The sequence below is a fragment of the Streptomyces sp. CNP082 genome (assembly GCF_059570535.1).
Genome location: NZ_JCANSZ010000060.1, coordinates 20,166 through 44,625 on the forward strand (window position 1 = coordinate 20,166; position 24,460 = coordinate 44,625).

The following is a 24,460-nucleotide window of genomic DNA, read 5'->3' on the forward strand; positions in this document are numbered from 1 at the left end:
TGCTGCGCAGCCAGGGCAGCGTGGCCATAAAGTACCCGCGGTCCCGAACCGGGATTTCACCGACGCATACTGAAGGAACGACTCGAGATGTTTGCGCTCGCATTCCCAGGTCAGGGTTCGCAGCACAAAGGGATGGGTGCGCAGCTCTTCGGCAGGTTCCCGGAGGAAGTCGCCCGTGCGGACGAGATACTCGGCTATTCGATCGAGGAGCTGTGCCGCGACGACGCCGGCGGGCGGCTGCAGAACACCGAGTACACGCAGCCCGCGCTCTTCGTCGTCAACGCACTGAGCCACCTGGCCCACCGCGCCGACGGCGGCACGGAGCCCGACTATCTCGCCGGCCACAGCCTCGGCGAGTACAACGCTCTGCATGCCGCCGGGGCCTTCGACTTCGCCACCGGGCTGCGGCTGGTCGCCAAGCGCGGTGAACTCATGTCGCGGGTGGCCGACGGCGGCATGGCCGCGGTCGTCGGGCTGACGGCGGAGCAGGTCGCCGGACTCCTGGCCCGCCCGGGCCTGGAGAACCTGTCGATCGCCAACTACAACAACCCCACGCAGATCGTCGTCGCCGGCCCGCGCGAGGACGTGGCGGGCGCCCGCGCCGCCTTCGAGGAGGCCGGCGCGGGCCTGTTCACCGTGCTGCGCGTCAGCGGCGCGTTCCACTCCCCGTACATGTCGCAGATCCAGGGGGAGTTCGCCGAGTTCCTGACCGGCTTCACCCTCGCGCCGCCCCGTGTGCCCGTCATCTCGAACGTGACCGCCCTGCCGTACGCGGACGACGTCGCCGCCGCCCTGGTGCGCCAGCTCGACCACCCGGTGCGCTGGACCGACACCGTCCGCTACCTCATCGCGCTGGGGGTCGCGGACATCAAACCCGTCGGGCCCGGCCGGGCCATGCGCGGGCTGATCAAGGCCACCCGGCGCGACGAGGAGCGCCGTGCCCTTCAGGCGGCGGAAGCGGCGAAGGCCGCGCCGGCTCCCCACCCGGCGGAGGACACCGGCGGCGAACTGCGGCTGCGGCGCCCCGAGCGCGACCGCGCCCGGCCCGCGGGCACCCCGGCCGTCCAACTGCACCAGGCACTCCTGAAGGACCTGCGCACCACCGTCGCGCAGGTGCTGAAGGTCGAACCCGCCGTCGTCCGCGGCGAGACGGAGCTGAGCGAGCTGGGCTTCGACTCGATCCGGCTGATCGAGTTCGCCGACCTGCTGCGCCGGGACCTCGGCGTCGACCTCACCCCGTCGGTGTTCTTCGAGCACTTCACCCTGGAGGCGTTCGCGCGCCACCTGCTGACCGAGCACCACGACCTCGTCTCCGCCCGCTACCCCGACGCCGGCGACGACACCCCGCGCACCGTCTTCCGCGGCGCCGGCCGCGCACCCGAGGACGACGCCCCGCTGCCGGACCCGTACCCCGTCGCCGTCGTCGGCCTCAGTGCCGTCCTGCCCGGGGCGGCGGACCTGGAGGGCTTCTGGCAGCGCCTCCTGGCCGGCGACGAACTCGTCACCCCGGTGCCCGAGGGCCGCTGGCGCGACTGGGCCGGACCCGAGCGCGCCGCCCGCGCCCGGGGCGCGTTCCTCGACGACGTCGATGCGTTCGACTGCTCGTTCTTCGGCATCTCGCCGCACGAGGCCGAGCTGATGGACCCCCACCAGCGGCTCTTCCTGCAGACCGTGTGGAAGGCCGTCGAGGACTCGGGCCGCCGCCCCGACGCCCTCGCCGGCAGCCGCACCGGCCTGTTCGTCGGGCTCAGCTCGATGGACTACGCCGAGGTGCTGGGCCACAGCACCGCGGGCCCCCAGGCGCACACCGCCACCGGGCTCTCCCACGCCGTGCTGCCCAACCGGGTCTCGTACCAGCTCGACCTGCGCGGCCCCAGCGAGGCGATCGACACCGCATGCTCCTCCTCGCTCGTCGCCGTGCACCGCGCGATCCGCAGCCTGCGCGCCGGTGAGTGCGGGCTCGCCATCGCCGGCGGCGTGAACCTCATGCTCAGCCCCACCCCGTTCGAGTGCTTCGAGCTGGCCGGGATGCTCGCCCCGGACGGCCACTGCAAGACCTTCGACCAGTCCGCCGACGGCTACGTACGCGGGGAGGGCGTCGTCGCCGTCGTACTCAAGCCGCTGGCCGCCGCCGAGGCCGACGGCGACCACATCCACGCCGTGATACGCGGCAGCGCGGTCGGCCACTCCGGCCGCGCCGCCTCGCTGACCGCACCCAGCCCCGAGGCGCAGGCCGACGTCATCGTCGACGCCTGGCGCGCCGCCGGACTCGACCCGGCGACCGCGACCCACGTGGAGACCCACGGCACCGGCACCAGCCTCGGCGACCCCATCGAGATCGAGGGGCTCAAGCAGGCGTTCGCCCGCCTCTACGCGGCCTGGGGCCACGACGCCCCGGCGGCGCCGCACTGCACCCTCGGCTCGGTCAAGACCGCCATCGGGCACCTGGAGGCGGCAGCCGGACTGGCCGGCCTGGTCACGATGGTGCAGGCGCTGCGGTACGGGAAGCTGCCCGCCCTGCGCCACTTCGAGAAGCTCAACCCGTACATCCGCCTGGACGGCAGCCCCTTCCGCATCGGCGACCGCGCCGGCGACTGGCCGCGGCCCACCCCGCAGGACGGCCCCGCCACCCCCCGCCGCTGCGGCGTCAGCTCCTTCGGATTCGGCGGCAGCAACGCGCACGTCGTGCTGGAGGAGTACGCGCACGAGCCCGCCGCCGACGAGGCGCCGAGCGCTCCGCTGCTGATCCCGCTGTCGGCCCGTACGCCCGAGGCGCTGCGCGACTACGCCCGCGAGCTGGCCCGCCACCTCGACCTGCACGCGCCCGCAGAGGGCACCGCCGACTTCGCGCTCACCGCGCTCGCCGACAGCCTCCAGCTCGGCCGGGAGCCGATGGCGGCACGGCTCGCGGTCGTCGCGGCCGACGCCGACGAACTGTACGACGCGCTGGTGCACTTCCTGCGCGGCGAGGGCCAGGGCGACACCTGGTGGAGCGGGCAGGCCGCCGGCGCCGCGGACCTGTCCCGCGCGCTGCTCGCCGGCCCCGAGGGCAGCACGTACCTCGACGCCCTCGCCGCCGCGGGCAAGACCGCGGCCCTGGCCCGGCTCTGGGCGGCCGGCGCGGACTTCGACTGGGCGCTGCTGCGCGGCGGCCGTCCCCTGCGCCGCACGCCCCTGCCGACGTACCCCTTCGAGCGCCGCCGCATCCGCCCGCAGGACCTCGTGCCGCTCGTCCCGCTCGTCCCCGGCCGGGCGCAGCCGGCGCTCGCCGCGCCGCCCGTGGTCACGGCCCTGGCCCCCGCCGCGGCGCCGGCCGCGCTGCCGAGCGGTGCGGGAGCGACGCAGGACGCCGTACTGGCGCACCTGGTGCGGCTGTTCGCCGAGGAGCTGAAGTGGCGGCCGGAGGAGATCGACCCCCGGGCCGGCTTCGACGACCTGGGGCTCAGCTCCCTGCTGGTGGAGAAGCTGCGCCGACGGCTGGAGGAGCACTACGGGCCGGTCGACAGCGCCACGCTCTTCACGTACAAGAACCTCGACTCGCTCGCCCGGCACATGGCCGGCCGCGCACGCACCCTGCCCGCCGCGGCTGTTCCCGCCGCGGCCATTCCTGCCGCGACGACGCCTGCCGCGGTGATACCCGCCACGGAGCTGCGCGCCGCGACGACGCCTGCGGCCTCCGCCGCCCGGCCCGTCCCCGCGGGTGCCGGGAACGGGGACGTCGCCATCGTCGGCATCAGCGGCCGTTACCCCAAGGCCCCCACGCTGGCGGACTTCTGGGAGCGGCTGCTGAGCGGCGACGACTGCGTGGACGAGATCCCCCTCGACCGCCCCGGCTACCGCCGCTTCGCGGAGCTGGCACGCGAGAGGTTCGGCGAGAAGTGGCCGCGCTGGGGCGGTTTCCTGGACGACATCGACGCCTTCGACCCGCAGTTCTTCCACATCTCGCCGCGCGACGCCCGGCTGCTCGACCCGCAGGAGCGGCTCTTTCTCACCACCGCCTGGGAGACCCTGGAGGACGCCGGCTACACCCCCGCCTCGCTGGCGGACCCCCGACTCGGCGACGAGCGCGGCTCGGTGGGCGTCTTCGCCGGGGTGACGTACAACAACTACCAGATGTACGCGGGCAGCGACCTGGACGAGGGCGTCTGGCGCATCGTCGGCTCGCAGACCTTCTCCATCGCCAACCGCGTCTCCCACCTGCTCAACCTCGGCGGCCCCAGCCTGACCCTGGACACCGCCTGCTCCTCCTCCCTCTACGCCGTCCACCTGGCCGTCGCCGCCATCCGCCGCGGCGAGTGCGCCATGGCGCTGGCCGGCGGGGTGAACCTGTCGCTGCATCCGAGCAAGTACGTGATGCTCGCCGAGGCCGGGTTCCTCGCCGAGGACGGCCGGTGCCGCGCCTTCGCCGAGGGCGGCACGGGCTACGTACCGGCCGAGGCGGTCGGCGCGGTGCTCCTCAAGCCGCTGGAGCGGGCGCTGGCCGACGGCGACCGGATCCACGCCGTCATCAAGGGCTCGGCGGTCAACAGCGACGGCCGCACCTACGGCTACGGCGTGCCCAACCCCGTCGCCCAGGCCGAGCTGGTACGCGCCGCACTCGCCGACGCCGGGGTCGACGCCGGCACCATCGGCTACGTCGAGGCGCACGGCACCGGCACCAGCCTCGGCGACCCCATCGAGGTCCGCGGCCTGACCGAGGCGTACGCGGACGCCGTCGCCCCGCACCGCCGCGACGGCCGGCCGGCGTGCGCCATCGGGTCGGTGAAGGCCACCATGGGCCACGCCGAGGCGGCGGCCGGCATCGCCCAGGTCACCAAGGTGGTCCTGCAGTTGCGGCACGGCACGCTCGTGCCCTCCCTGCTGCACACCCCGGAGCTCAACCCGAACCTCGACCTCGACAGCACCCCGTTCGCCGTGCAGCGCGAACGGGCGCCCTGGGAGCGGCCGGTGCTGCCCGGGCCCGGCGGCGGAGTCGCAGGGCCGCGCCGAGCCGGCGTCAGCTCCTTCGGCGCCGGCGGGGTCAACGTCCACCTGATCCTGGAGGAGGCCCCGGCCCGGCCCGCCCCGGCCGCCGGCGCCGGCCGGCCGCTGGTCTTCCCGCTGTCCGCCCGTACGCCGGAGAACCTGCGGGCGTACGCGGCCCGCATGGCGGCGTTCCTGCGCGCGCTGCCCGCGGAGCCAGGCGCCGATGACCCGGAGACGCCGCGGCCCGCGGACGTCGCGTACACGCTCCAGCACGGCAGGGAGGCGATGGAGCACCGCGCCGCGTTCGCGGCCCGTACGCTCGCCGAGGCCGCCGAGCGGTTCGCGCGCGTGGCCGCCGGCGACGACGCCGACGGGCACGTCAGCGTCGGCCGCCGCCCCGGCCGGTCCGGCGCCGCGCCCGCCGTGCCCGCGGACGCCGCGCCGGAGCAGGCCGCGGCGCTGTGGGCGGCGGGCGGCGAGGCGGACTGGGCGGCCAGGACCACCGGCGGACGCCGGGTGTCGCTGCCGACGTACCCCTTCTCGCAGGAGCGCTACTGGCTGGAGCCGAGCGCCACGAACCCGGCACGGCCGACCGCACCGGCCGTGCCGGCCCCCGTCCCCGCGCCGCGGACCGCCCCGGAGCCGGCGGCCCCGGCGGCGGCCCCGGCGGCGGAGGCTGCCGCCGCGACGGACCTGCTGGCGTCGCTGGCCGCCGCGCCCGCCAGCGAGCGCCACACCCTGCTGGCCGCGCGGATGCAGCACACCCTCGGCGGCCTGCTGGAGTTCCCGCCCGACAGCCCGCCGGACCGGCAGCGCGGCTTCTTCGAGCTGGGCATGGACTCGGTCATGGCCGTACGCCTCGGCAACCTGCTGGAAGAGGCGCTGGGCCTGGTCCTGTACGCCGGAGTGGTCTTCGACTACCCGTGCATCGACGACCTCGCCACCTACCTGCTGGACGAGCTGAGTCTCGACGACGTCCCCGCCCCGGCGGCCCCGGCGCCGGCGGACCCGACGGCACCGGCGGACCTCGCCGCGGCGCCGCCGGAGCCCGACTCCGCCGACGCCCCGCAGGTCGTGCACTACACCGCCGACTGGGAGCCGGCCGCCGCCCCCGAGGGCCCCGCCTCGTGGCTGACCGGCCCCGTGCTCGTCTTCGACGACGACGGCGCCCTCGCCGAGCGGGTACGCGGCCGGCACACCGGCGCCGCGCCCGTCGTCGGCGTCCGGCCCGGCGAGGCGTACGAGGTGGCCGGCGACGGCCGTACCGTACGCGCCGAATCCGCCCAGGACCACGCTTCGCTCCTCGCCGGCCTCGACGCCCCGCCCGTCACCGTGCTGCACGCCTGGAGCGACCCGCGCACCGCGCTCACCTCGGTCTTCCACCTCAGCCAGGCGCTGTTGCGGCAGGGCCTGCGCGCCCCCGTACGGCTGCTGCGCGTCCACGCCCACGCCGGCGCCCGGCCCGATCCGCTCGCGGAGGCGTTCGGCGGCTTCGCCCGCAGCGTCGACCACGAGAACCCGCGGCTCGTCCAACAGGCCGTGGCCGTGCGCACCGCCACCGGCGAGGAGCCCGCGGACGCCCTGCTGCGCGCCTGCGAAGCCGAACTCGCCGCGGACGCCCGCGCCGACGCCGAGGTCCGCCACGACGCGGACGGCCGCCGGGTGCGCAGGCTCCGCGAACTGCCCGCGGTACGCCCCGAGGCACCGGCCGGCGTCGCGGTCAGGGCCGGCGGCACGTACGTCATCACCGGCGGCGCGGGCGGCCTCGGCCTGCTCTTCGCCGAACACCTCGCCCGCCAGGCCCGGGTGAACCTGCTGCTCGCCGGCCGCTCGGCGCTGACTGGTGAGCGCCGGGAGACGCTGGAGCACATCCGCGCCCTCGGCGCCGACGTCCACTACGAGCGCGCCGACGTCGCCGACCGCGGCGACGTCGAACGGATCCTGGCCGCCGCCCGCGACCGGTGGGGCGGCGTGCACGGCGTCATCCACTCCGCCGGCGTGCTGCGCGACGGGCTGCTGCCCAACAAGACCGCCGACGAGATCGGCACGGTGCTCGCCGGCAAGGTCGACGGCGCCGTCCACCTCGACGCGGCGACCGCCGGCGACGATCTCGACTTCTTCATGGTCTTCTCCTCGCTCGCCGCGCTCGCGGGCAACCCCGGCCAGGTCGACTACGCCTTCGCCAGCCGCTTCCTGAACGCCTTCAGCCGGCGCCGCGACGAACTGTGCGCGGCGGGCGAGCGGTCCGGCGCGAGCATCGCCCTGGTCTGGCCGTTCTGGCGCGACGGCGGCATGCGGGTCGACGAGGCCACCGAAGGCTTCGTACGCCGCCGCCTGGGCCTGACGCCGCTGGAGAACGCGGTCGGCACCGCGGCCTTCGACGCGGCGCTGCACCACGCCCGGCCGGAGTTCGGGGTGGTGCACGCCGAACGGGACAAGCTGCAGCGGGTGTTGCGGATCGAGCCGCCGGCGGCCGGGGCCGGGGAGCCGGAACCCGGGGCGGCCACCGCGACCGGCGGCGTGTCCGCCGCCGCGACGGGCGATTCGACGGTGGAGATCGAGCTGAAGGGCGTCCTGGCCGAGCTGGGGCTCTAGCACACGGCACGCGGGGGAGAGGAAACGGTGATGACGGACAAGGCACTGCTCAGGCGTTCGCTGGATGCCGTACGCGCCCTGCGCGAGCAGGTGGACGAGCTGCGCGCGCGGGCCGCGGAGCCCATCGCCGTCGTCGGCCTCGGCTGCCGCTTCCCCGGCGGCGCGGACGGCCCGGAGCGGTTCTGGGAGCTGCTGCGCGAGGGCCGCGACGGCGTCGTGGACGTACCGCGGGACCGGTGGCCCGTCGAGGGCTGGTACTCGTCCGACCGGAGCGAGCCCGGGACCTCGTACACCCGCCGCGGCGGGTTCCTCGCCGAGGGCGCCCACGCGTTCGATGCCGGGTTCTTCGGCATCACCGACGCCGAGGCCCGCGACATGGACCCGCAGCACCGGCTGCTGCTGGAGACGAGCTGGCAGGCGCTGGAGAGCGCCGGGCTGCTGTCGGGCACCAGGGCGGAGCGGCGCGTCGGCGTATTCGTCGGCGTCTCCGGCTCCGAGAACACCCTGCTGCCCCGGTCGCCGCGCGAGGCGGGCCCGTACACCGCCACCGGCTCGGCGATCAGCGTCGCCGCCGGCCGCGTGGCGCACACCTTCGGGCTGCGCGGACCGGCCCTCGCGCTGGACACCGCGTGCTCGTCGTCGCTGCTCGCGGTGCACCTGGCGGTCGAGAGCCTGCGCCGCGGCGAGTGCACCGCCGCCCTGGCCGGCGGCGTCAGCGCCATGATGTCGCCCGCCGTGATGGTCGCGCTGTGCCGGATGGAGGCGCTGGCCGAGGACGGCAAGTGCAAGGTCTTCGACGCCGCCGCCGACGGCTACGTACGCTCCGAGGGCAGCGGCATGGTCGCCCTTATGCGCGCCTCGGACGCCGCCGCCGTACGGGCCCCGGTGCTCGCCCTGATCCGCGGCTCCGCCGTCAACCACGACGGCCGTACCAGCGGGCTCACCGTCCCCAACGGCCGCGCGCAGCGCGAGCTGATCGCCGACGCCGTCGCCGCGGCCGGAGTCGAACCGCGGGCTGTGGACTACCTGGAGGCGCACGGCACCGGCACCCCGCTGGGTGACCCGATCGAGGTACGCGCCGCCGCCGACGTGCTCTGCGCCGGCCGCGACCCCGGGGCGCCGCTGCGCATCGGCGCCGTCAAGTCCAACATCGGGCACCTGGAGGCCGCCGCCGGGGTGGCCGGCCTGATCAAGACCGTACTCGCGCTGCGGCACGGCGAGATCCCCGGCGGGCTGCACCTGGACAAGCCCAACCCGCGGCTCGGCGTCGAGCGGCTGCCGGTGGCGCTGTGCGACCGGACGGCGCCCTGGCCGAGCCGCGGCGACGGCCGGCCCCGTACCGCGGGCGTCAGCTCCTTCGGCTTCTCCGGCACCAACGTGCACGTCGTCCTCACCGAGCCGGACGCCGCACCGCCGCGCACCGCGGGGCCGGAGCGCCCCGCCCACGTCTTCGCGCTCTCCGCACGCGACCCCGAGGGCCTGCGCGAGTCCGCCGCCCGCCACGGCCAGTGGCTCGCGACGCACCCCGATGCGACGCTCGCGGACTTCTGCCACACCGCCACCGCCCGCCGCGCGCACTTCGCCCACCGCGCCGCGTTCGTCACCGACTCCCGCGACGACCTGGCACGCCGGCTCACGGCGCTCGCCGCCAGCGACGGACCGGAACCGGCCGCGGGACGGCGGCAGACCGCCGCGGCCGAAGCGGTCAGCGCCCGCGACCGGGCCCCCGCGCCGCCGGTCGCCTTCCTCCTCGACGCCACCGCGCCCGCCGCGGAGCGCATCACCGAGACCCTGTACGCCACGCACCCGGGCTTCCGTGCACACCTCGACAGGTGCACGGCCGAACTGCGGCCCCCGGCCGCGGAGTCCGACGTCGGCGGCGACACCGCTCTCGCCGCCGACGTCCGTACCGTGGCCGGCCAGATCGCCCTGGTGCGCACGCTCGCCGACTGGGGCATCACCGCCGGCGCCGTCGCGGGCGGCGCCGCCCCCGGGGACCTCGCCGCCACCGTCCTCAGCGGCGCCCTCGACGCCGCGACCGCCGGCGCCCTGCTCGCGGCCCGCCACGGCGCCGCGGCACCGCCGCCCGCACCGCCGGCCCGCCCCCGCGCGCTGCGGCTGCTGCACGGACCCGACGCCGGCGAGGCGCGCGCGGACCAGGCGGCCGACCCCGCGTTCTGGCTGCGCCCCGGCGCCAGCGTCCGGCCGGAGGCCGCCGCGGCGGCCCTCGCCGCGCACGGCTACGACACCCTCGTCCACGTCGGCGGCCCCTCGGCGCGGCCCGCCACCGGCGAGATCCGGGGGCTGCCCGGCGGCGACATCTGGCACGAACTCCTCGACTGGCTGGCCGAGCGGCACGTCTCGGGCCAGGACGTCGACTGGTCCGCCGTCGACGACGGCTACGAACGCTCCCGGCTGGACCTGCCGGGCCAGACGTTCCGACGCCGTGGGCACCGCCCGGACGCCGCGGCACTCGTCGATGCCGCTCCCGCGGCGTCCGGGGCCGGTGCACCCGTGGGCGCGCTCGCACTGCGGCAGGTCGCCTCGCCGCTCGCGCAGCGCCAGTACACCACCGCCGTCAGCCGCGCGGTCCTGCCCGAACTCGCCGACACCGCCGGGGTGCTGCACGTCGGCTACTACCAGGAGCTGCTGGCCTCTGCGGCCCGCGCCGGCACCGGGCTGCGGCTGGACGACGTGCGGTTCGAGCGGGCCCTGACGCTCTCCCGCGGCCAGGAGCGCACCGTGCACCTGGTTCTCGGCCCGGCGGACGGCGACGGCTGGGCGGAGTTCTCCGTACACAGCAGACAGGCCGGCGACGCGTCACCGGCAGCCGGGCAGCCGGGCGACGAGGGCTGGCACCGGCACGCCGCCGGCCGGCTGCGCCCCGACGGCAGCGCGGCGGCCGGCACGCTGCCGGCAGCGGCGCGGGCGGAGATCCGTGAGCGCTGCCCCGTGCACGTGGACGGTGCCGAGTTCTACCGGCAGATGGCCGAACGCGGCGTCCCGCTGGGCCCGTCCGTCGAGTGGGTCGACGAGGCGTGGCTCGGCGAGGGCGAGGTGCTGGCGAGGTTCCGTCCGCCGGCACCAGCCGAGACCGGCGCCGCCGCCGGCCGGCCGGACCGCGAACTCCCCGTGCCCGCCGGGATGCTGGACGCCTGCGTGCAGCTCTATGCGCTCGCCGCCGGCCCGCAACTGGCCGAGCGGGACCTGTTCATGACCGCCCGCCTCGGCGAGGTGGGCTTCGGCGCCCCGGCGGACGGCGCCCTGTGGTGCCATGTGCGGCTGACCGCGCCGGTCGGCGACCTGCTGGTCGGCGAGCACCTGCTGTGCGCTGAGGACGGCGCGGCGGTCGGCTGGGGCCGCGGCACCGAGATCAGCGTCATCAGCCCGGGCGCCGGCACGTACCAGACGCCCGCCGACGGCGTACGCGACGACGCGGCACAGCGCCGCTGGCGCGGCGCGGACGGCGCCGCCGCGCTGCGGGACCTGCTCACCGGCATGGTCGCAGAACTGCTGCAACTGCCGCGCGCCGAGGTCCCCGGCAGCCGGCCGCTCGCCGAGACGGGCCTGGACTCCCTCGCCGCGCTGGAGCTGCGGCAGCGGGTACGGGCCGAGACCGGCGTCGACCTCCCGGTCGACCTGCTCATCGCCGGGCCTTCGCTGGATGAGGTGGTGGAGCGCCTCGCGGGGTCCGTCGCGGGCGACGAGCCGGCCGCGCCCCGCCCGTACGACGTGGACGGCAGGCTCTGGCTGCCGTCCACGCCGCAGGACGACGCCGCCGTCCGGCTGTTCTGCCTGCCGTACGGCGGCCGCGGCGCCTCGCTGTACCGGGACTGGCCGGGCCGCGCGGACGCCGGCGTCGAGGTGCTCCCCATACAGCTTCCCGGCCGGGAGGAGCGTGCCGACGAGCGCTGCCTCGTCGACGCCGTCGACGCCGTCGACGCCGTCGCGCAGGCCCTCAAGCCGTACCTGGACCGGCCGTTCGCCTTCTACGGGCACAGCATGGGCGCCCTCCTGGCGTACCGGCTGGCCCACCGGCTGGGCGCGGAGTACGGGGATCTGCTGCGCCACCTGTTCGTCGGCGCGTTCAGCGCGCCGACCGGTGGGGAGAACCCGCTCGGCGCCCGGCTGCGCGCGGTGACGCAGCGGCTCGGCTTCGAGCAGATGCCGGAGCACGAGGAGCTGGCGCGGGTCCGGCGGGAGCAGCCGCGGCTGTACGGCACGGCGCTGCGCGCGGAGCTGGGCGAGCACCTGGCGGGCAAGGCGGACGTGGCGATGGACGGCGCCGGCTACGCGGATCTGCGGGTGGTGCAGAGCTACCGGCACGACCCGGCGGAGCCGCCGCTGCGGGTGCCGGTGACCGCGTTCCACGGCGCCGACGACCCGGTGGTCGCCGTACAGCACGCCGACGGCTGGCGACCGCTCACGGACGGCGGGTTCGAGCTGCTGGTCGTACCGGGCGACCACTTCTTCGTCCACGGCGACCAGAGCGGCCCGCACGTTCTGGCGGAGATGACCGCGCGGCTGCGGCAGCCGGTACGGGCCTGAAGCCGGCGCGGCTCGCTCGCCGCGGGCGCGGCGGCGGGCAAGCCGAAGGGGCGGGCGAAGCCGGTGGCTTCGCCCGCCCCTCGTCGCACTCAACCGGGGCGGCCCCTCACACCGCCGCGGGCAGCTCCAGCCGCTCGTCGGCGACGAGGATGGCCTGCTGCAGGTCACGCAGCGCCCGGCAGGGCTCCAGGCCGAGTTCCTCGTTGAGCCGGTTTCTGGCCTGCTGGTACGTACGCAGTGCGTCGGCCTGCCGCTCCGACCGGCACAGGGCCAGCATCAACTGGCGGTAGAACGTCTCCCGCAGCGGATACTCGGCCGTCAGTGCAGACAGCCGGCCGATCAGCTCGCGGTGCAGCCCGAGGCTCAACTGCGCCTCCACCAGCCACTCCAGATACTCGAGCCGGGTCTCCTCCAGCCACGTGGCGAAGCCCGCGATGACCGGCCCGTCGCACAGGTCGCCGAGGACCGGGCCGCGCCACAGGGACAGCCCGCTCTTGAAGGCGGTCACGGCCTGCTCCGGCTGGCCCTCCTTGAGGTGCAGGCGGCCCCGGTGCAGCAGCTCCTGGAAGCGGTCCACGTCGAACTCGTCGTCCTCCAGGTGCAGGAGGTAGCCGGGCGGCCGGGTGAGGATCGGGTTGTTCCGGCTGCCGGGCTCGCCGAGGAACTTGCGGAGCTGGGAGATGTAGACATGGATGCCCGCGGTCGCGCGGCGCGGCGGGTTCTGGCCCCAGATTTCGGCTATGGCCTCGTCGATCGAGACCACCTGGCGGGCGCGGATCAGGAGCAGGACGAGGAGCACCTGCATCTTCTTGGCGCTCACGAATCTGCTGCCGCGGTTGTCCACCACCCGGACGGGTCCGAGTATTTCGTACTGCACTTTTCAACCCCCGATGAATTTTTCTTGACCGAAGTGTTCAGTTTTCATTGCACTTTTGTTCAATTTCTCCCGCCGCTTCAGGCAGGGGAGCTTGTGTGTCACGCGGCGATGCTGTAGAGACCTTTGCAGGCTAATGGAGGGCACAGGGGGTGCCGAAACCCCTACCCACCCCTAAGTCCCCCCTATGTGCTGTACGGGGTATTGCGTTGTCCGGCCGGGGGCGTGTGCGGGGCATTCACGCCCCTCGCCCCGGCGCCGTGATCATCCGCCGTTCCGGCAAATGCCCGGTATTCACCGCGACGTATCCACTGCCCGATATCCGAGCGCCGACGGCACCGGGATGTGCCCGTCCGGTCCCGGTGACCGCACAACGGACGCTGCCGGTCCCGTGGCACACCACTGGTGCACCACGGGACCGGCAGCGGGGTTCCGGCGGACAGACCTGGACGGGGGAGGCGGGTTGAGGGGCGTGCGAAGCGCGAGGGGCGTGAACGGCCGGGCGGCGTCAGCGCGGAGCGAGACCCTGGCGCATCGCCAGCAGCGACCCGAACGTCCAGTCCACGGTGCGCTGCACGTGCGCCGGCGCGCCGTGCACGTCGTCGAACTCGTTCATGCTGACGCGCTTGACGTGCTGCCGCAGGAACGCCGGGTCCCCGGGCGGGATGATCTCGTCGCGCAGGCTGGCGGAGTAGCAGACGGGTATCTCCAGCGCCGCCAGTTCCTCCGGCGTCAGCGCCCAGTCGGCGAGCGTCTTGTGCAGCGCGTCATCGCCGCCCGCCTCGCCCTCGTCCGTGCCCGTCAGCCGCGCCAGCGTGTGCCGGGTGATCCCCGGCACACCGCGCAGCCAGTCGGCGTCACGGAAGAACCCGCTCACCGGCGCACCCGACGTCACGATGCCGCGCAGCCGGGCGTCGTGCCCGGCCCAGCGCAGCGCCAGGTGCCCGCCGAAGCTGTTCGCGAGCGCGTACGTGTCGGCCACGTCCGCCCGGTCCGCGATCGCGTCCAGCACGGCGGGCAGCATCCGCCAGCTCTCCCGGTCGTACGGCAGAGTGTTCTCGCCCACGCCCGGCAGCTCGGTGACGACGATGGCCATGTTCAGCGCCGCCGCCTGGAGCGTCACCGGCGCCCACTGCTCCTTGAGGCTCACGATCCCGCCGGTCACCAGCAGCACCGGCCGGGGCTCCGCGGCCGACAGCCCGCCGGCCCAGGCCACCACCTCGCCGTCGGCCAGCGGCGCTGTGACCCGCTCGATGCCCGCCTGACCGGCGCGCCAGCGGTCGAACACCGACCGGCACTTCTCGTACGCCGCCTGCCGCGCCGGCCCGTCCACGACGGGGAAGCGGGCCATGGTGTAGCACAGGAACGCCCGCAGCAACTCCCCGTCGCCGTCGAGTTCCGCAGCCTCCGCCGACCACTCCGCCGTCCACGAGCCGGGGGCGCCGTCCTCGTCGTTGGTGATGCGGTCGAGCACCTTCTCGTAGCGCTCGGCAGGCAGTTGCAGCGCCTTGGCGTGGACGAGGGCGAACTCCTTGAGTTCGGTGACGTCGTTCATCGTGATCCCTCCTGCTCCCAGCGCACGGTCAGGGCGAGGTGACCGGGCACCGCGTCGATCTGCCGCAGATCGTGGCGGAAGCCGGTGGTCCCGTCCTCGGCGTGCTCGTGGGTGTCGAAGCCGTTCCGTGAATAGAAGTCCCTGACCTTGCCGTTCTTCGGCGACGGCACGTACCGCGCCGTAACGGCCTCGGCCCCCTTGTCCCGGGCGTGCGCCAGGAGCGCGGCGAGGCAGCCCTGCTCGATGCCGCGCGCGAAGACCCGGCAGCTCAGCAGGAAGTTGTCGATGTGCCACACGGGCTCGTCGGTCCGGACGAACACCGCGCCGACCAGGCCGTTGTCGCCGAAGCGGTCGCCGGAGCGGATGGCCAGGACCAGCGTGTCCGGCGAGCCGGCCCGGGAGCCGACCTCGTCCTGCTGGAGCCGCCAAGTGGTCAGGTTGAACTGGTTGGTGCGCTGGGTCAGCTGGGCGACGCGCGGCACGTCGGCCTCGGCGGCGGCGGCCAGTTCGACCCGTACGTCCAGCTCCCGCAGGTAGTCGTCCAGCGAGGAGAAGGAGTCGAGGAAGTCCTTGCGGACCAGTTCCTCGCGGTAGCGCTCGGGGCGCCGGACGTCGTCCTCGGTGAGGTCGCGCACGTCGAACCAGCCGTCGGCGAGCAGCCGCTCGGCGTGCAGCGCGGGGTCGCCGTCGAGGTGGAGCACGGTGACCTCGGGCAGCTCGCGGGTCACCAGGCCGCACTCGTAGGAGCTGTCGTCGGCGAAGACGAAGGAGTCCAGGCCGAGGTTGAGGTCCGCCGCCAGCGCCCGCAGGTTGTCGTGCTTGGGCGACCAGTTGGCGACCACCCGGACGAAGTCGTCCTCGCGCAGGGTCATCTCGGGGTGGGTGCGCAGCACCTCGCGTACGGGATCCACGTCGTTCTTGCTGACGGCGGCGACGAGCACCCCGCGCGAGGCGAGCTGTTTGACCACCCGCTGCATGTGCTGGAACGCGTGCCCCGTGCGGCCGTCGGCCACCTCGATGCCCTCCGGGCCGTCGTCGCCGAGCACGCCGCCCCACAGCGTGTTGTCCAGGTCGACCGCGAGCACCTTCTTCGCCCGCCCGGACCGGCCGCGGGCGAGGTGCGCGACCTCGCGTGCGACGGCGGCGGTCAGCTCGGACCCGAAGGGCGTGCCGGCGTAGGTCGCCAGACGGGCCTCGGCCAGTGCGGCGGGGCCGGAGAGCACCGGGTCGAGGTCCAGGACGACGAGACCCGGGTGGTCGTCCATCAGCCCGAGCAGCCGGGCGTTGCCCTCGCGCCAGACGGCACCGAGCCGGGCGCGGGAGCGGTGGTCGACGAGTTGGGCGGTGAACTCCCGGGGGAGCGGCATCGTGGTGTAGACGAGGGTGCCGGAGCCGGAGGAGCCGTGGGTGGCGGCGAGCTTGTCGAGAAGGTGCACCTTCTCGGTCAGCACCCGCTCGACGTCCTCGGGCCGCCACGGGCGCGGGACCTCGTCGAAGACGATCCCGGCGGCCAGCAGACACACCACGAGGTCGGTGCCGGCGGCGTAGACCTCGCTGGCGGGGTCTGCCAGGTCGAACAGCCAGCCGCCGTAGTCCGCGACGTGGGGGCGCAGCAGCATGCCGTGCCGGGACAGCTCCATGGTGAGCGGCGGCACGATGCCGGCGGTAGTGCCGTGCCCGGTGACCGCGACGGACACGGTTGGAATGCCGGGGTGGCTGGCGAGTACCTCGTCGGGGGACAGGCGGGACAGCAGCCGCCCGGCGCGCTGCCGTTCGTCCGGGCCGAGCTGACCCAGCAGCGCGGGCAGTCTCGGGTACTCCGCGACCAGCCGTTGGGACCGGTGCAGCTCCGCGACGGGATCGGGCGCGGAGGGCGGGGGAGCGGGGGCAGCGGACACGGATCTCACACCTCCTGGTGGACCATCGCGGCGGGCCGCCGGACGTCGCGGCGACAGGGGGCGCGGGCGGACCGCCCTCAGCCTCGCCAGCGGGGCTTGACGGGGTCTTGGAGGCGGCTAAAGCGGTCGGACGAAGCCGCGGAGGCGGGCGCGGCCGGGCAGAGGGAGCGCCGGGACGTGGGCGCACACGCGCCTGCGCCGCTGCCGTACGCCCCTGGAAGGACGCCCCCACCGGGACCTTCTGTGCACGGATGCGCCGCGCACCGCTGCGTGAACAGCGGCGCGCGGCACCCGTACTGGACTTCTGCGATCCCGTCAGGCGGTCGCCTCCAGGGCGAAGCCCGACTTGATCCACTTGCTCGACTCGATGGCGACGCCGAGGGCCCGGTCGCCCGCGGCGAGCTTCGGCAGCAGCCGCTCCAGTTGGAAGAACACCAGCGCGTTGCCGTTGTTGCCGGTCTCGTCGACGCAGGAGACCTCCTGCGCCTCGGGCGAGCCCATCCGCTCCCGGATCAGCGCCGTCATCCGCCCCGACAACTGCGGCGGCAGCACGTACGCCAGCTCGTCCGGCTTCCAGCCCAGCTCGTGCAGCAGCTCCTCGGCCGACTCCGCGGCCATCTCAGGCACCGCCGCCTCGATCGCCTTGTAGTCCTCGCTCACCGGCGGGCCGTCGAACCGGCGGCTCGCGCCGTACCAGTCGAGTGTCTGCCCGGGCTCGCGGCCCAGCCCCACCAGCTTCGTGAACACCGCCCGCAGCGCGGGCCCCGGCGACGGCTCCGCGGTCAGCACCAGCGCGCCGGCACCGTCCCCGAAGAGCATGAGGTTCACCAACTGCGCGGGCGGCAGCGCGGCGGCGTCCATGTCCGGGTCGACGAGCTTCGCCGAGACGTCGCCGCCGAGCACCAGCGCCGTGCGGTGGCTGCCGGACAGCAGCAGCCCCGCCGCCACCGACAGCGCCTGCACCGCGCCCGAACACCCGGACTGCATCTGGTACGTCGGCACCTGGTCGATGCCCAGCCGGTCCGCGACGACGTTCACCGTCGTCGGCATCAGCATGTCGGGCATGGCGGTGCCCATCACCATCACGTCGACGTCCGACGGCTCCAGGCCGGCCGCGGCCAGCGCCCGCCGGCCCGCCGTCTCACCGAGGTCGGCGAGCGAGAACCGCGGCTCACCGGTCTCCAGATCCACCGCGAGATGGCGGGACTTCGTGCCGACGAACGCCTCCGCCCACTGCTCCCACATCGGGCCCAGGCCCATACGGCGGCCGAGCGTGGCGTTGTCGATCAGCGGGCCGGGGGACGCCGTGCCGAGGCCGGCGACCCGCAGGTCGCGCTCCGGGTTCAGAACGAGCACGTGATCACCAGGCCACCGGGAGCCGGCTCGCGGCATACATCGTGGCCTCCGCGCGCAGCGGCACCTCGTCCGGGTCGACGGCCAGCCGCAGGTCCGGGAACCGGCGGAAGAGCGCCGAGTACGCGATCCGCATCTCCACCCGGGCCATCTGCTGGCCCAGGCACTGGTGGATGCCGTAGCTGAACGCCATGTGCCCGGAGGTGGAGCGGCCGACGTCGAAGCTGTCCGCGTCCCCGAAGCGCCCCGGGTCACGGTTGGCCGCCGCCAGGGACACCGTGACCCCGTCGCCCGCCTTGATGAGCTTGCCCTCCAGCTCGACGTCCTCCAGCGCGGTGCGCGGAACACCGAACTGGGCGATCGTCAGGTACCGCATCAGCTCCTCGACGGCGTTGCCGAACAGCGTCGGGTCCTCGCGCAGCCGCTTGACCTCCTCGGGGTGGCGCAGCAGCGCGTACGTGCCGAGCGACAGCATGCTGGCGGTCGTCTCGTGCCCCGCCATCAGCAGCAGCATCCCGATGCCGGTCAGCTCCGCGTCGTCCAGCTCGCCGGTGGCGATCAGTCCGCTCAGCAGGTCGTCCTCGGGCTCCTTGTGCTTGAGCTGCACCAGCTCGTGGATCAGCCCGTAGATCGCGGCGAAGGCCGCCGCCACCTCCTCGCCGGACGAGCCGATGCGCATCACCGTCGTCGAGTGGTCCTGGAAACGCCGGCGCTCTCCGTACGGCACGCCCAACAGCTCGCAGATGGCCAGCGACGGGATCGGCAGCGCGAACGCCGGCACCAGGTCCGCGGGCGGCCCCTGCCGCTCCATCTCGTCCAGGTGCTGCTCGGTGATCTCCTCGATCCGCGGCTCCAGCGCCTTCATCCGCCGCACCGTGAACTGGCCGGTGAGCAGCCGCCGGTAGCGGGTGTGGTCCGGCGGGTCCATGTGCATGAAGAAGCCGGGCGGCACCTTCTCCCAGGGCCGGCTGCCGGACGGCACCTCGAACGGCACCTTCTTGATGTCGCCCCGGGCGCTGAACCGCTGGTCGCTGAGGACCTTCCGGGCCGCCGCATGACTCGTCACCAGCCAGCCCACGTGCCCGTCCGGATACAGCAGCGGGCTCACCGGCTCCTCGGCACGCAGCCGGCCCAGCACTTCCGGCGGGTCCAGCGGGCGCGGGCGCTCGGTCGGCAACCGCCGGGGCGGCGTGGACAGCGTGTCCGACATGACGCGTTTCCTTCCTCCGCATGCGAAGCCGCGGGGCCGGCACTGCCGGTCCACGCCTTTGCGTCCACCCTCGGCTCACGGCCTTAAGGCGGACTTGGGCGTGCTTAAGGCGCCTCGGCCGACCGGGCCGTCTCCTCGAACCGGATGACCTGCCCCGGGCAGGAACGCACGGCCTCGTCCACCACCTCCCACTGGTCCTCGGCGGGGTGCTTTTCCCGTACGACGACCTGACCTGTCACCTCATCCTGGTCGAAGACCTGCGGGGCCAGGAGCGTGCACATGCCGGACGACACGCACCGCCCGATCTCGGTCTCGACCTGCATGGAGGAATCCCGCATGAGGGCATCCTTCCCGGAAACTCGGATCCGTTGAACCGGCCCGAGCGTAAGGCCATTCATGCCCGCCTTCGTAGCCGGAAAAGGCTTTAGAAACCGGCAAGTCACCCCCAAGCCGGAGCCCGCATGGTGAACCGGGCGGCATACGGCAACCGCCCGGCACCGACCATGCGGAAAGGGCGGAACAAGCAATGGCGGAAGCAACCCGTGGCCCGAACACCCGAGTTCACGGAGTCGTACTCGGGGGCGGCCTCGCCGGCGTGCTGGCCGCACGAGCCCTGCGGGACCACGTCGACCACGTCACCGTCGTCGAACGCGACACCTACCCGGACCTGCCCGAGCCCCGGAAGGGCGTCCCGCAGGGCCGGCACGCGCACATCCTGTGGTCCGGCGGCGCCGAAGCCATCGAGGCGCTGCTCCCCGGCACCCTGGACCGGCTGCGCGCCGCCGGAGCCCACCGCATCGGCGTCAAGGAGGACATGGTCCTCTACAGCGCCTACGGCTGGCAGCACCGCTTCCCCGGCTCCCACTACGCCCTCACGTGCACCCGCCCCCTCCTCGACCACATCGTCCGCGAGGCCGCGCTGAACCACCCGGACACCGAGGTGCTGACGCGGACCGAGGCGCACGGGCTGCTCGGCGACCGCAAGTCGGTCACCGGTGTCCGCGTACGCGCCTCCGACGGTGCCACGCGCGAGCTGAGCGCCGACATCGTCGTCGACGCCACCGGCCGCGGCTCCCGCCTGCGGCACTGGCTCACCGACCTGGGCCTGCCGCCCGCCACCGAGGAGAGCGTCGACACCGGACTCACCTACGCCACCCGCGTCTTCCGCGCCCCCGCCGGCGCCCCCCGGCCCTTCCCCGTCGTCAGCGTCTACGCCGACCACCGCACCGGCCAGCCCGGACGCAACGGCCTGCTCCTGCCCATCGAGGACGGCCGCTGGATCATCACCCTCTCCGGCACCCGCGGCGGCGAACCGACGGCCGACGACGAGCGCTTCGCCGCGTTCGCCCGCAGCCTGCGCGACCCCGTCGTCGCCGACCTGATCTACGCCGCGGAGCCCCTGACGCCCGTACGCACCACCCGCAGCACCCTCAACCGCCGCATGCACCTCGACCGCCTCGCCGACCGCCCCGAAGGGCTCGTCGCGCTCGGCGACTGCGTGGCGTCCCTCAACCCCATCCACGGCCACGGCATGAGCCTCGCCGCCCAGTCCGCCCAGGCCCTGGAGACCTGCCTGAGCCGCGCGGGCGGACTGAAGCCCGGCCTGGCCGGCACGGCGCAGAAGGCCATCGCCGCCGTCGCCGACGCGCCATGGCTGCTCTCCGCCTCGCAGGACCTGTGCTACCCCGCCAACAGGGCCTCCGTCAGCGACCCCCGCCTGACCACCCAGGCCGCGCAGCGGCAGGGGTTCGCCGACCTGGTCACCAGCGCCTCGCTCGGCAACGAGCGCGTCTGCGATGCCCTCACGGCCGTCACCACGCTCACCGCACCGCTGGGCAGCCTGGAGACGCCCGAATTCCTGGCGGCGCTGCGGCAGCCGGCCCGGCCGCCGCTGACGGCTGCGCCGCTGAAGGACGCGGAGGCGGCGGTGCTGCGGGCGGCGGCGACGTAGAAAAAGCCGACGCTCTTTGAAAACAAAGCAACAAAGGAACCGCCCGCCGTGACCACGGCGGGCGGTTCGTTCTTTACCGGCTTGTCACTGCCCGGGCGTCGAAGCTGCCCCCTCGTTGCCGTCCGTACGACCAAGCTGCTGGTCGATGAAGTCGAAGATCTCCTCCGTGGACGACTCCTGGATCTTGCTGCTCACATCCTCGGCCGGCTCCGGCCGCGCCTCATTCCAGTTCGACAGCAGCGTCTGCAGCCGCAGCGTGATCCGCGAGCGCTCCGACTCGTCCGCCGCCAGTTGCTTCAACTCCAGCTCCAGCGCGTCCAGTTCCGCAATCACCCGCCGCGACGCACTGACCGTCTCCGGCATCAGGTCCGTCAGGATCCGGCCGGCCAGCGCCTCGGGGGTGGGGTGGTCGAAGATCAGGGTTGCGGGGAGGCGCAGTGCGGTGGCGGTGGTGAGCTGGTTGCGGAGCTGGACAGCCGTCAGGGAGTCGAAGCCGAGCTCCTTGAACGGGCGGTGGGGGTCGACGGAATCCGCGGTGCTGTGACCCAGGACCGCGGCGACGTTGCTGCGGACGATGTCGAGAACGGCCTTGTGCCGCTGCTCCGTCTCGGGAAGCGCCGCGAGCTGCTCCGCCAGCGCGGTGCGCCCCGCCGCGCCCGACGCCGCAGCGGCGGCGGCGCGCCGGGCCGGACGGTGGACGAGGTCGCGGAGGAGTGGGGGGAGGTGGGGTGTGGTGCGGAGGGTGCTGGGGTTGAGGGGGGTGCAGAGGTGGTGGGGTTGGGCATCGGCCGGCCCCGGGCCGGTGACCAGCGCCGGGTGCGTAGCACCGGCGGCCAGAGCGGTGAGCGCTTCGCGGAGTTCGTCGCGGTCAGCGGTGACGACACCGGCCCGGTGTTCCAGCTTCGCCCGGCCAGACCACAGTCGCGCCGCCAAGGCGCCCACCTCAACCTGCGGGTGCTCCTCCACGTAGTCCGCCAGCCGGCCCGCGACCTGCGTGAGCGCGGCCGTCGAACGGGCCGAGACCACCACCGGCACCGGGGTCGACTTGTCGACCAGCTTCGGTGACTGCCCGGGCCCGGCCGGCTGCCCGGGCTGGGGACCGGCTTCCAGGATCACGTGCGCGTTGGTGCCGCTGATCCCGAACGACGAGACCGCCGCGCGCCGTAGCTCACCCGTCTCCGGCCAGGGCTGGGCTTCAGTGAGCAGGGCGACATGGCCGGTGTTCCAGTCGACGTGGCTGGAGGGTTCATCCACGTGCAGGGTGCGCGGCAGCACCCCGTGGCGCATCGCCTCGACCATCTTGATGACACCGGCGACACCCGCCGCGGCCTGCGTGTGCCCGATGTTCGACTTCACCGCACCCAGCCACAACGGGCGCTCCTCGGTGTGCGCCTGACCGTACGTGGCCAACAACGCCTGCGCCTCGATCGGGTCACCCAGCGTCGTACCCGTACCGTGCGCCTCAACCGCATCAACCTGACCCGCACTCAACCGCGCACTNGCCANNGCCTGNTCGATNACNNGCTGNTGNGANGGNCCGTTNGGNGCNGTNAGNCCNTTGGANGCGCCGTCCTGGTTGACNGCCGANCCNCGCAGCACCGCAAGGANNTCGTGCCCGTTCCGCTCGGCGTCGGAGAGGCGCTCCAGGAGGACGAGGCCGACGCCTTCGCCCCAGCCCGTGCCGTCCGCCGCATCGGCGAACGGCTTGCACCGGCCGTCAGGCGCCAGCCCCCGCTGCCGCGAGAACTCCACGAACACACCCGGCGTCGCCATCACCGTCACACCACCGGCAAGAGCCAGCTCACACTCACCATTACGCAACGCCTGCGCAGCCAAGTGCATACTCACCAACGACGAAGAACACGCCGTGTCCACCGTCACCGCCGGACCCTCAAGACCAAACGTGTACGCCACCCGACCCGACGCCACACTCGCGGCACCGCCGTTGCCCAGGAAGCCCTCGTAGCCCTCCGGGATCTGGTGCATGAGTCGGCCGGTGTAGTCGTCGTACATCACCCCGGCGAAGACTCCCGTCTTGCTGCCCTTGAGAGAGTGGGAGTCGATGCCCGCGCGCTCGAACGCCTCCCAGGCCGTCTCCAGCAGCAGCCGCTGCTGCGGATCCGTGGCCGTGGCCTCCCGCGGGCTCATCCCGAAGAACTCCGGGTCGAACTCGTCTGCAGAGTGCAGGAAACCGCCCTCACGGGCGTAGCTCTTCCCGGTGTGGTCGGGGTCCGGGTCGTAGAGGTTCTCGACGTCCCAGCCGCGGTTTCCGGGGAACCCGGAGATCGCGTCCGTGCCCTCGGCGACCAGCCGCCACAGATCCTCGGGCGAACGCACCCCGCCCGGGTACCGGCAGGCCATCGAAACGATCGCAATCGGCTCCTGCCTTGCCGTCTCGGCGTCCTGCAGGCGCTGCCGCGTCTGGTGCAGCTCGGCGACTGCGCGGGTCAGGTACTCCCGAAGCTTGGCTTCGTCCGACATTGGTCGTCGCTCCTCTGTACGGAATTGCTGGGGCGGCGAGGGCGCCGCCGGGGTCAGGAAAGGTCGAGATCGCTGTCGAGCAGGTCGAAGAGTTCGTCGTTGGACGCGGAACGGAGCTTCGTCTCGATGTCCTCGCCGTCCGGCGCCGTGCGTGCGGTCTCGTTGAGGCGGGTGAGGAGTGCCTGGAGTCGGCGCATCACCTTCACTCGCCCGGCGTCCTCTGCGGAACGTTCGATCAGTGTCAGTTCGAGCTTGTCGATCTCCGCCAGGAAGGCGGTTTCTGCGCTCACCTCGTCGATGCCGATGCTCTCGCCGATGTACCGGGCCAGATCGTTCGGCGTGGGGTAGTCGAAGATCAGCGTGGAGGTCAGGCGGAGCGCGGTGGCGTCGGTGAGGCGGTTGCGGAGCTGGACGGCGGTGAGTGAGTCGAAGCCCAGCTCGTTGAAGGGGCGGTACGGATCGATCGCGTCCGCGCCACCGTGCCCCAGGACCGCGGCGACGGCGCTGCACACGACGTCGAGCAGCAGCTTCTGCCGCCCCTCCGACGGCAGCGCCTGGAGCCGGGCGGCCAGGCCCGTCCCCGAAGGCTGCGCACCGTGCGTCCGCGCGGCGATGCGGCGGTGGGCCGGTACGAGGTCGCGGAGGAGTGGGGGGAGGTGGGGTGTGGTGCGGAGGGTGCTGGGGTTGAGGGGGGTGCAGAGGTGGTGGGGTTGGTTGGTGGTGAGGGCGGTGTCGAGGAGGTGGAGTGCGTGGTCGGTGGTGAGGGGGGTGCCGGTGCGGTTCTGCTGGTGGGTGGTGAGGTGGCTGGTGAGGCTGGTGGTTTGTTGCCAGTAGCCCCAGGCGAGGCTGGTGGTGGGGTGGCCGTGGTGGGTGCGGTGGTGGGCGAGGGCGTCGAGGTAGGTGTTGGCGGCGGCGTAGTTGGCTTGTCCGGGGTTGCCGAGGGTGCCGGCGGCGGAGGAGTAGAGGACGAAGTGGGCGAGGTTCAGGTTTTTGGTGGCGTGGTGGAGGTGGTGGGCGGCGTCGACCTTGG

At 73.9% G+C, this 24,460-nt stretch carries 11 protein-coding genes and 1 pseudogene; 3 read left to right on the forward strand and 9 right to left on the reverse strand.

Features of this window, described 5'->3' with window-relative positions; all coding sequences use genetic code 11:
* Window positions 1–87 precede the first annotated feature (87 nt).
* Window positions 88–7,560 (forward strand): ACP S-malonyltransferase, encoded by a 7,473-nt coding sequence (gene fabD / locus B124_RS31480; RefSeq protein WP_496506412.1) that lies wholly within the window; start codon window positions 88–90, stop codon window positions 7,558–7,560.
* Window positions 7,561–7,590: 30 nt separating this feature from the next.
* On the forward strand, window positions 7,591–12,108 hold the full coding sequence (locus tag B124_RS31485) for a beta-ketoacyl synthase N-terminal-like domain-containing protein (RefSeq protein WP_496506413.1): 4,518 nt from the start codon (window positions 7,591–7,593) through the stop codon (window positions 12,106–12,108).
* Window positions 12,109–12,214: 106 nt separating this feature from the next.
* On the opposite strand, the gene B124_RS31490 is transcribed toward B124_RS31485, so the two are convergent.
* From B124_RS31490 to B124_RS31515, 6 genes are all read right to left on the reverse strand, one after another.
* On the reverse strand, window positions 12,215–12,985 hold the full coding sequence (locus B124_RS31490; protein WP_496506414.1) for an AfsR/SARP family transcriptional regulator: 771 nt from the start codon (window positions 12,983–12,985) through the stop codon (window positions 12,215–12,217).
* 505 nt (window positions 12,986–13,490) lie between these two features.
* Complete coding sequence (locus B124_RS31495; RefSeq protein ID WP_496506415.1) at window positions 13,491–14,537, reverse strand: alpha/beta fold hydrolase; 1,047 nt, start codon at window positions 14,535–14,537, stop codon at window positions 13,491–13,493.
* Window positions 14,534–16,435, reverse strand: coding sequence for an HAD-IIIC family phosphatase (locus B124_RS31500; protein WP_496506416.1), 1,902 nt, complete (start codon window positions 16,433–16,435; stop codon window positions 14,534–14,536). Before B124_RS31500 ends, B124_RS31495 begins: the two co-directional genes overlap by 4 nt.
* Window positions 16,436–16,750: 315 nt before the next feature.
* Complete coding sequence (locus B124_RS31505; protein WP_496506417.1) at window positions 16,751–17,791, reverse strand: 3-oxoacyl-ACP synthase III family protein; 1,041 nt, start codon at window positions 17,789–17,791, stop codon at window positions 16,751–16,753.
* Between the two features lie 4 nt (window positions 17,792–17,795).
* A complete protein-coding gene (locus B124_RS31510; RefSeq protein ID WP_496506418.1) occupies window positions 17,796–18,998 on the reverse strand; it encodes a cytochrome P450 in 1,203 nt (400 codons plus the stop codon).
* Between the two features lie 104 nt (window positions 18,999–19,102).
* Entirely contained in the window at window positions 19,103–19,336 is a 234-nt protein-coding gene (locus tag B124_RS31515) for a ferredoxin (protein WP_496506419.1), read from the reverse strand.
* Between the two features lie 188 nt (window positions 19,337–19,524).
* On the opposite strand from B124_RS31515, the gene B124_RS31520 reads away from it, so the two are divergent.
* A complete protein-coding gene (locus B124_RS31520) occupies window positions 19,525–20,949 on the forward strand; it encodes an NAD(P)/FAD-dependent oxidoreductase (RefSeq protein ID WP_496506420.1) in 1,425 nt (474 codons plus the stop codon).
* An 84-nt stretch (window positions 20,950–21,033) separates the two neighbouring features.
* Here B124_RS31520 and B124_RS31525 read toward each other — a convergent pair whose 3' ends face one another.
* The 3 genes and pseudogenes from B124_RS31525 to B124_RS31535 all read right to left on the reverse strand — a co-directional run.
* Window positions 21,034–21,759 (reverse strand): acyl carrier protein, encoded by a 726-nt coding sequence (locus B124_RS31525; protein WP_496506423.1) that lies wholly within the window; start codon window positions 21,757–21,759, stop codon window positions 21,034–21,036.
* Window positions 21,742–23,430: pseudogene (locus B124_RS31530) on the reverse strand (type I polyketide synthase); the annotation flags it as partial. The gene B124_RS31525 and the pseudogene B124_RS31530, both read right to left, overlap by 18 nt.
* A 53-nt stretch (window positions 23,431–23,483) precedes the next feature.
* Window positions 23,484–24,460 (reverse strand): acyl carrier protein (locus B124_RS31535; protein ID WP_496506421.1); only part of this gene is annotated, 977 nt, incomplete at its 5' end.

Bases quoted from the DNA above. Each gene is read 5' to 3' on its own strand.
- B124_RS31515 (WP_496506419.1), bottom strand. From the start codon at position 19,336: ATGCGGGATTCCTCCATGCAGGTCGAGACCGAGATCGGGCGGTGCGTG.
- B124_RS31485 (WP_496506413.1), top strand. From the start codon at position 7,591: ATGACGGACAAGGCACTGCTCAGGCGTTCGCTGGATGCCGTACGCGCC.
- fabD (WP_496506412.1), top strand. From the start codon at position 88: ATGTTTGCGCTCGCATTCCCAGGTCAGGGTTCGCAGCACAAAGGGATG.
- B124_RS31520 (WP_496506420.1), top strand. From the start codon at position 19,525: ATGGCGGAAGCAACCCGTGGCCCGAACACCCGAGTTCACGGAGTCGTA.
- B124_RS31495 (WP_496506415.1), bottom strand. From the start codon at position 14,537: ATGAACGACGTCACCGAACTCAAGGAGTTCGCCCTCGTCCACGCCAAG.
- B124_RS31510 (WP_496506418.1), bottom strand. From the start codon at position 18,998: ATGTCGGACACGCTGTCCACGCCGCCCCGGCGGTTGCCGACCGAGCGC.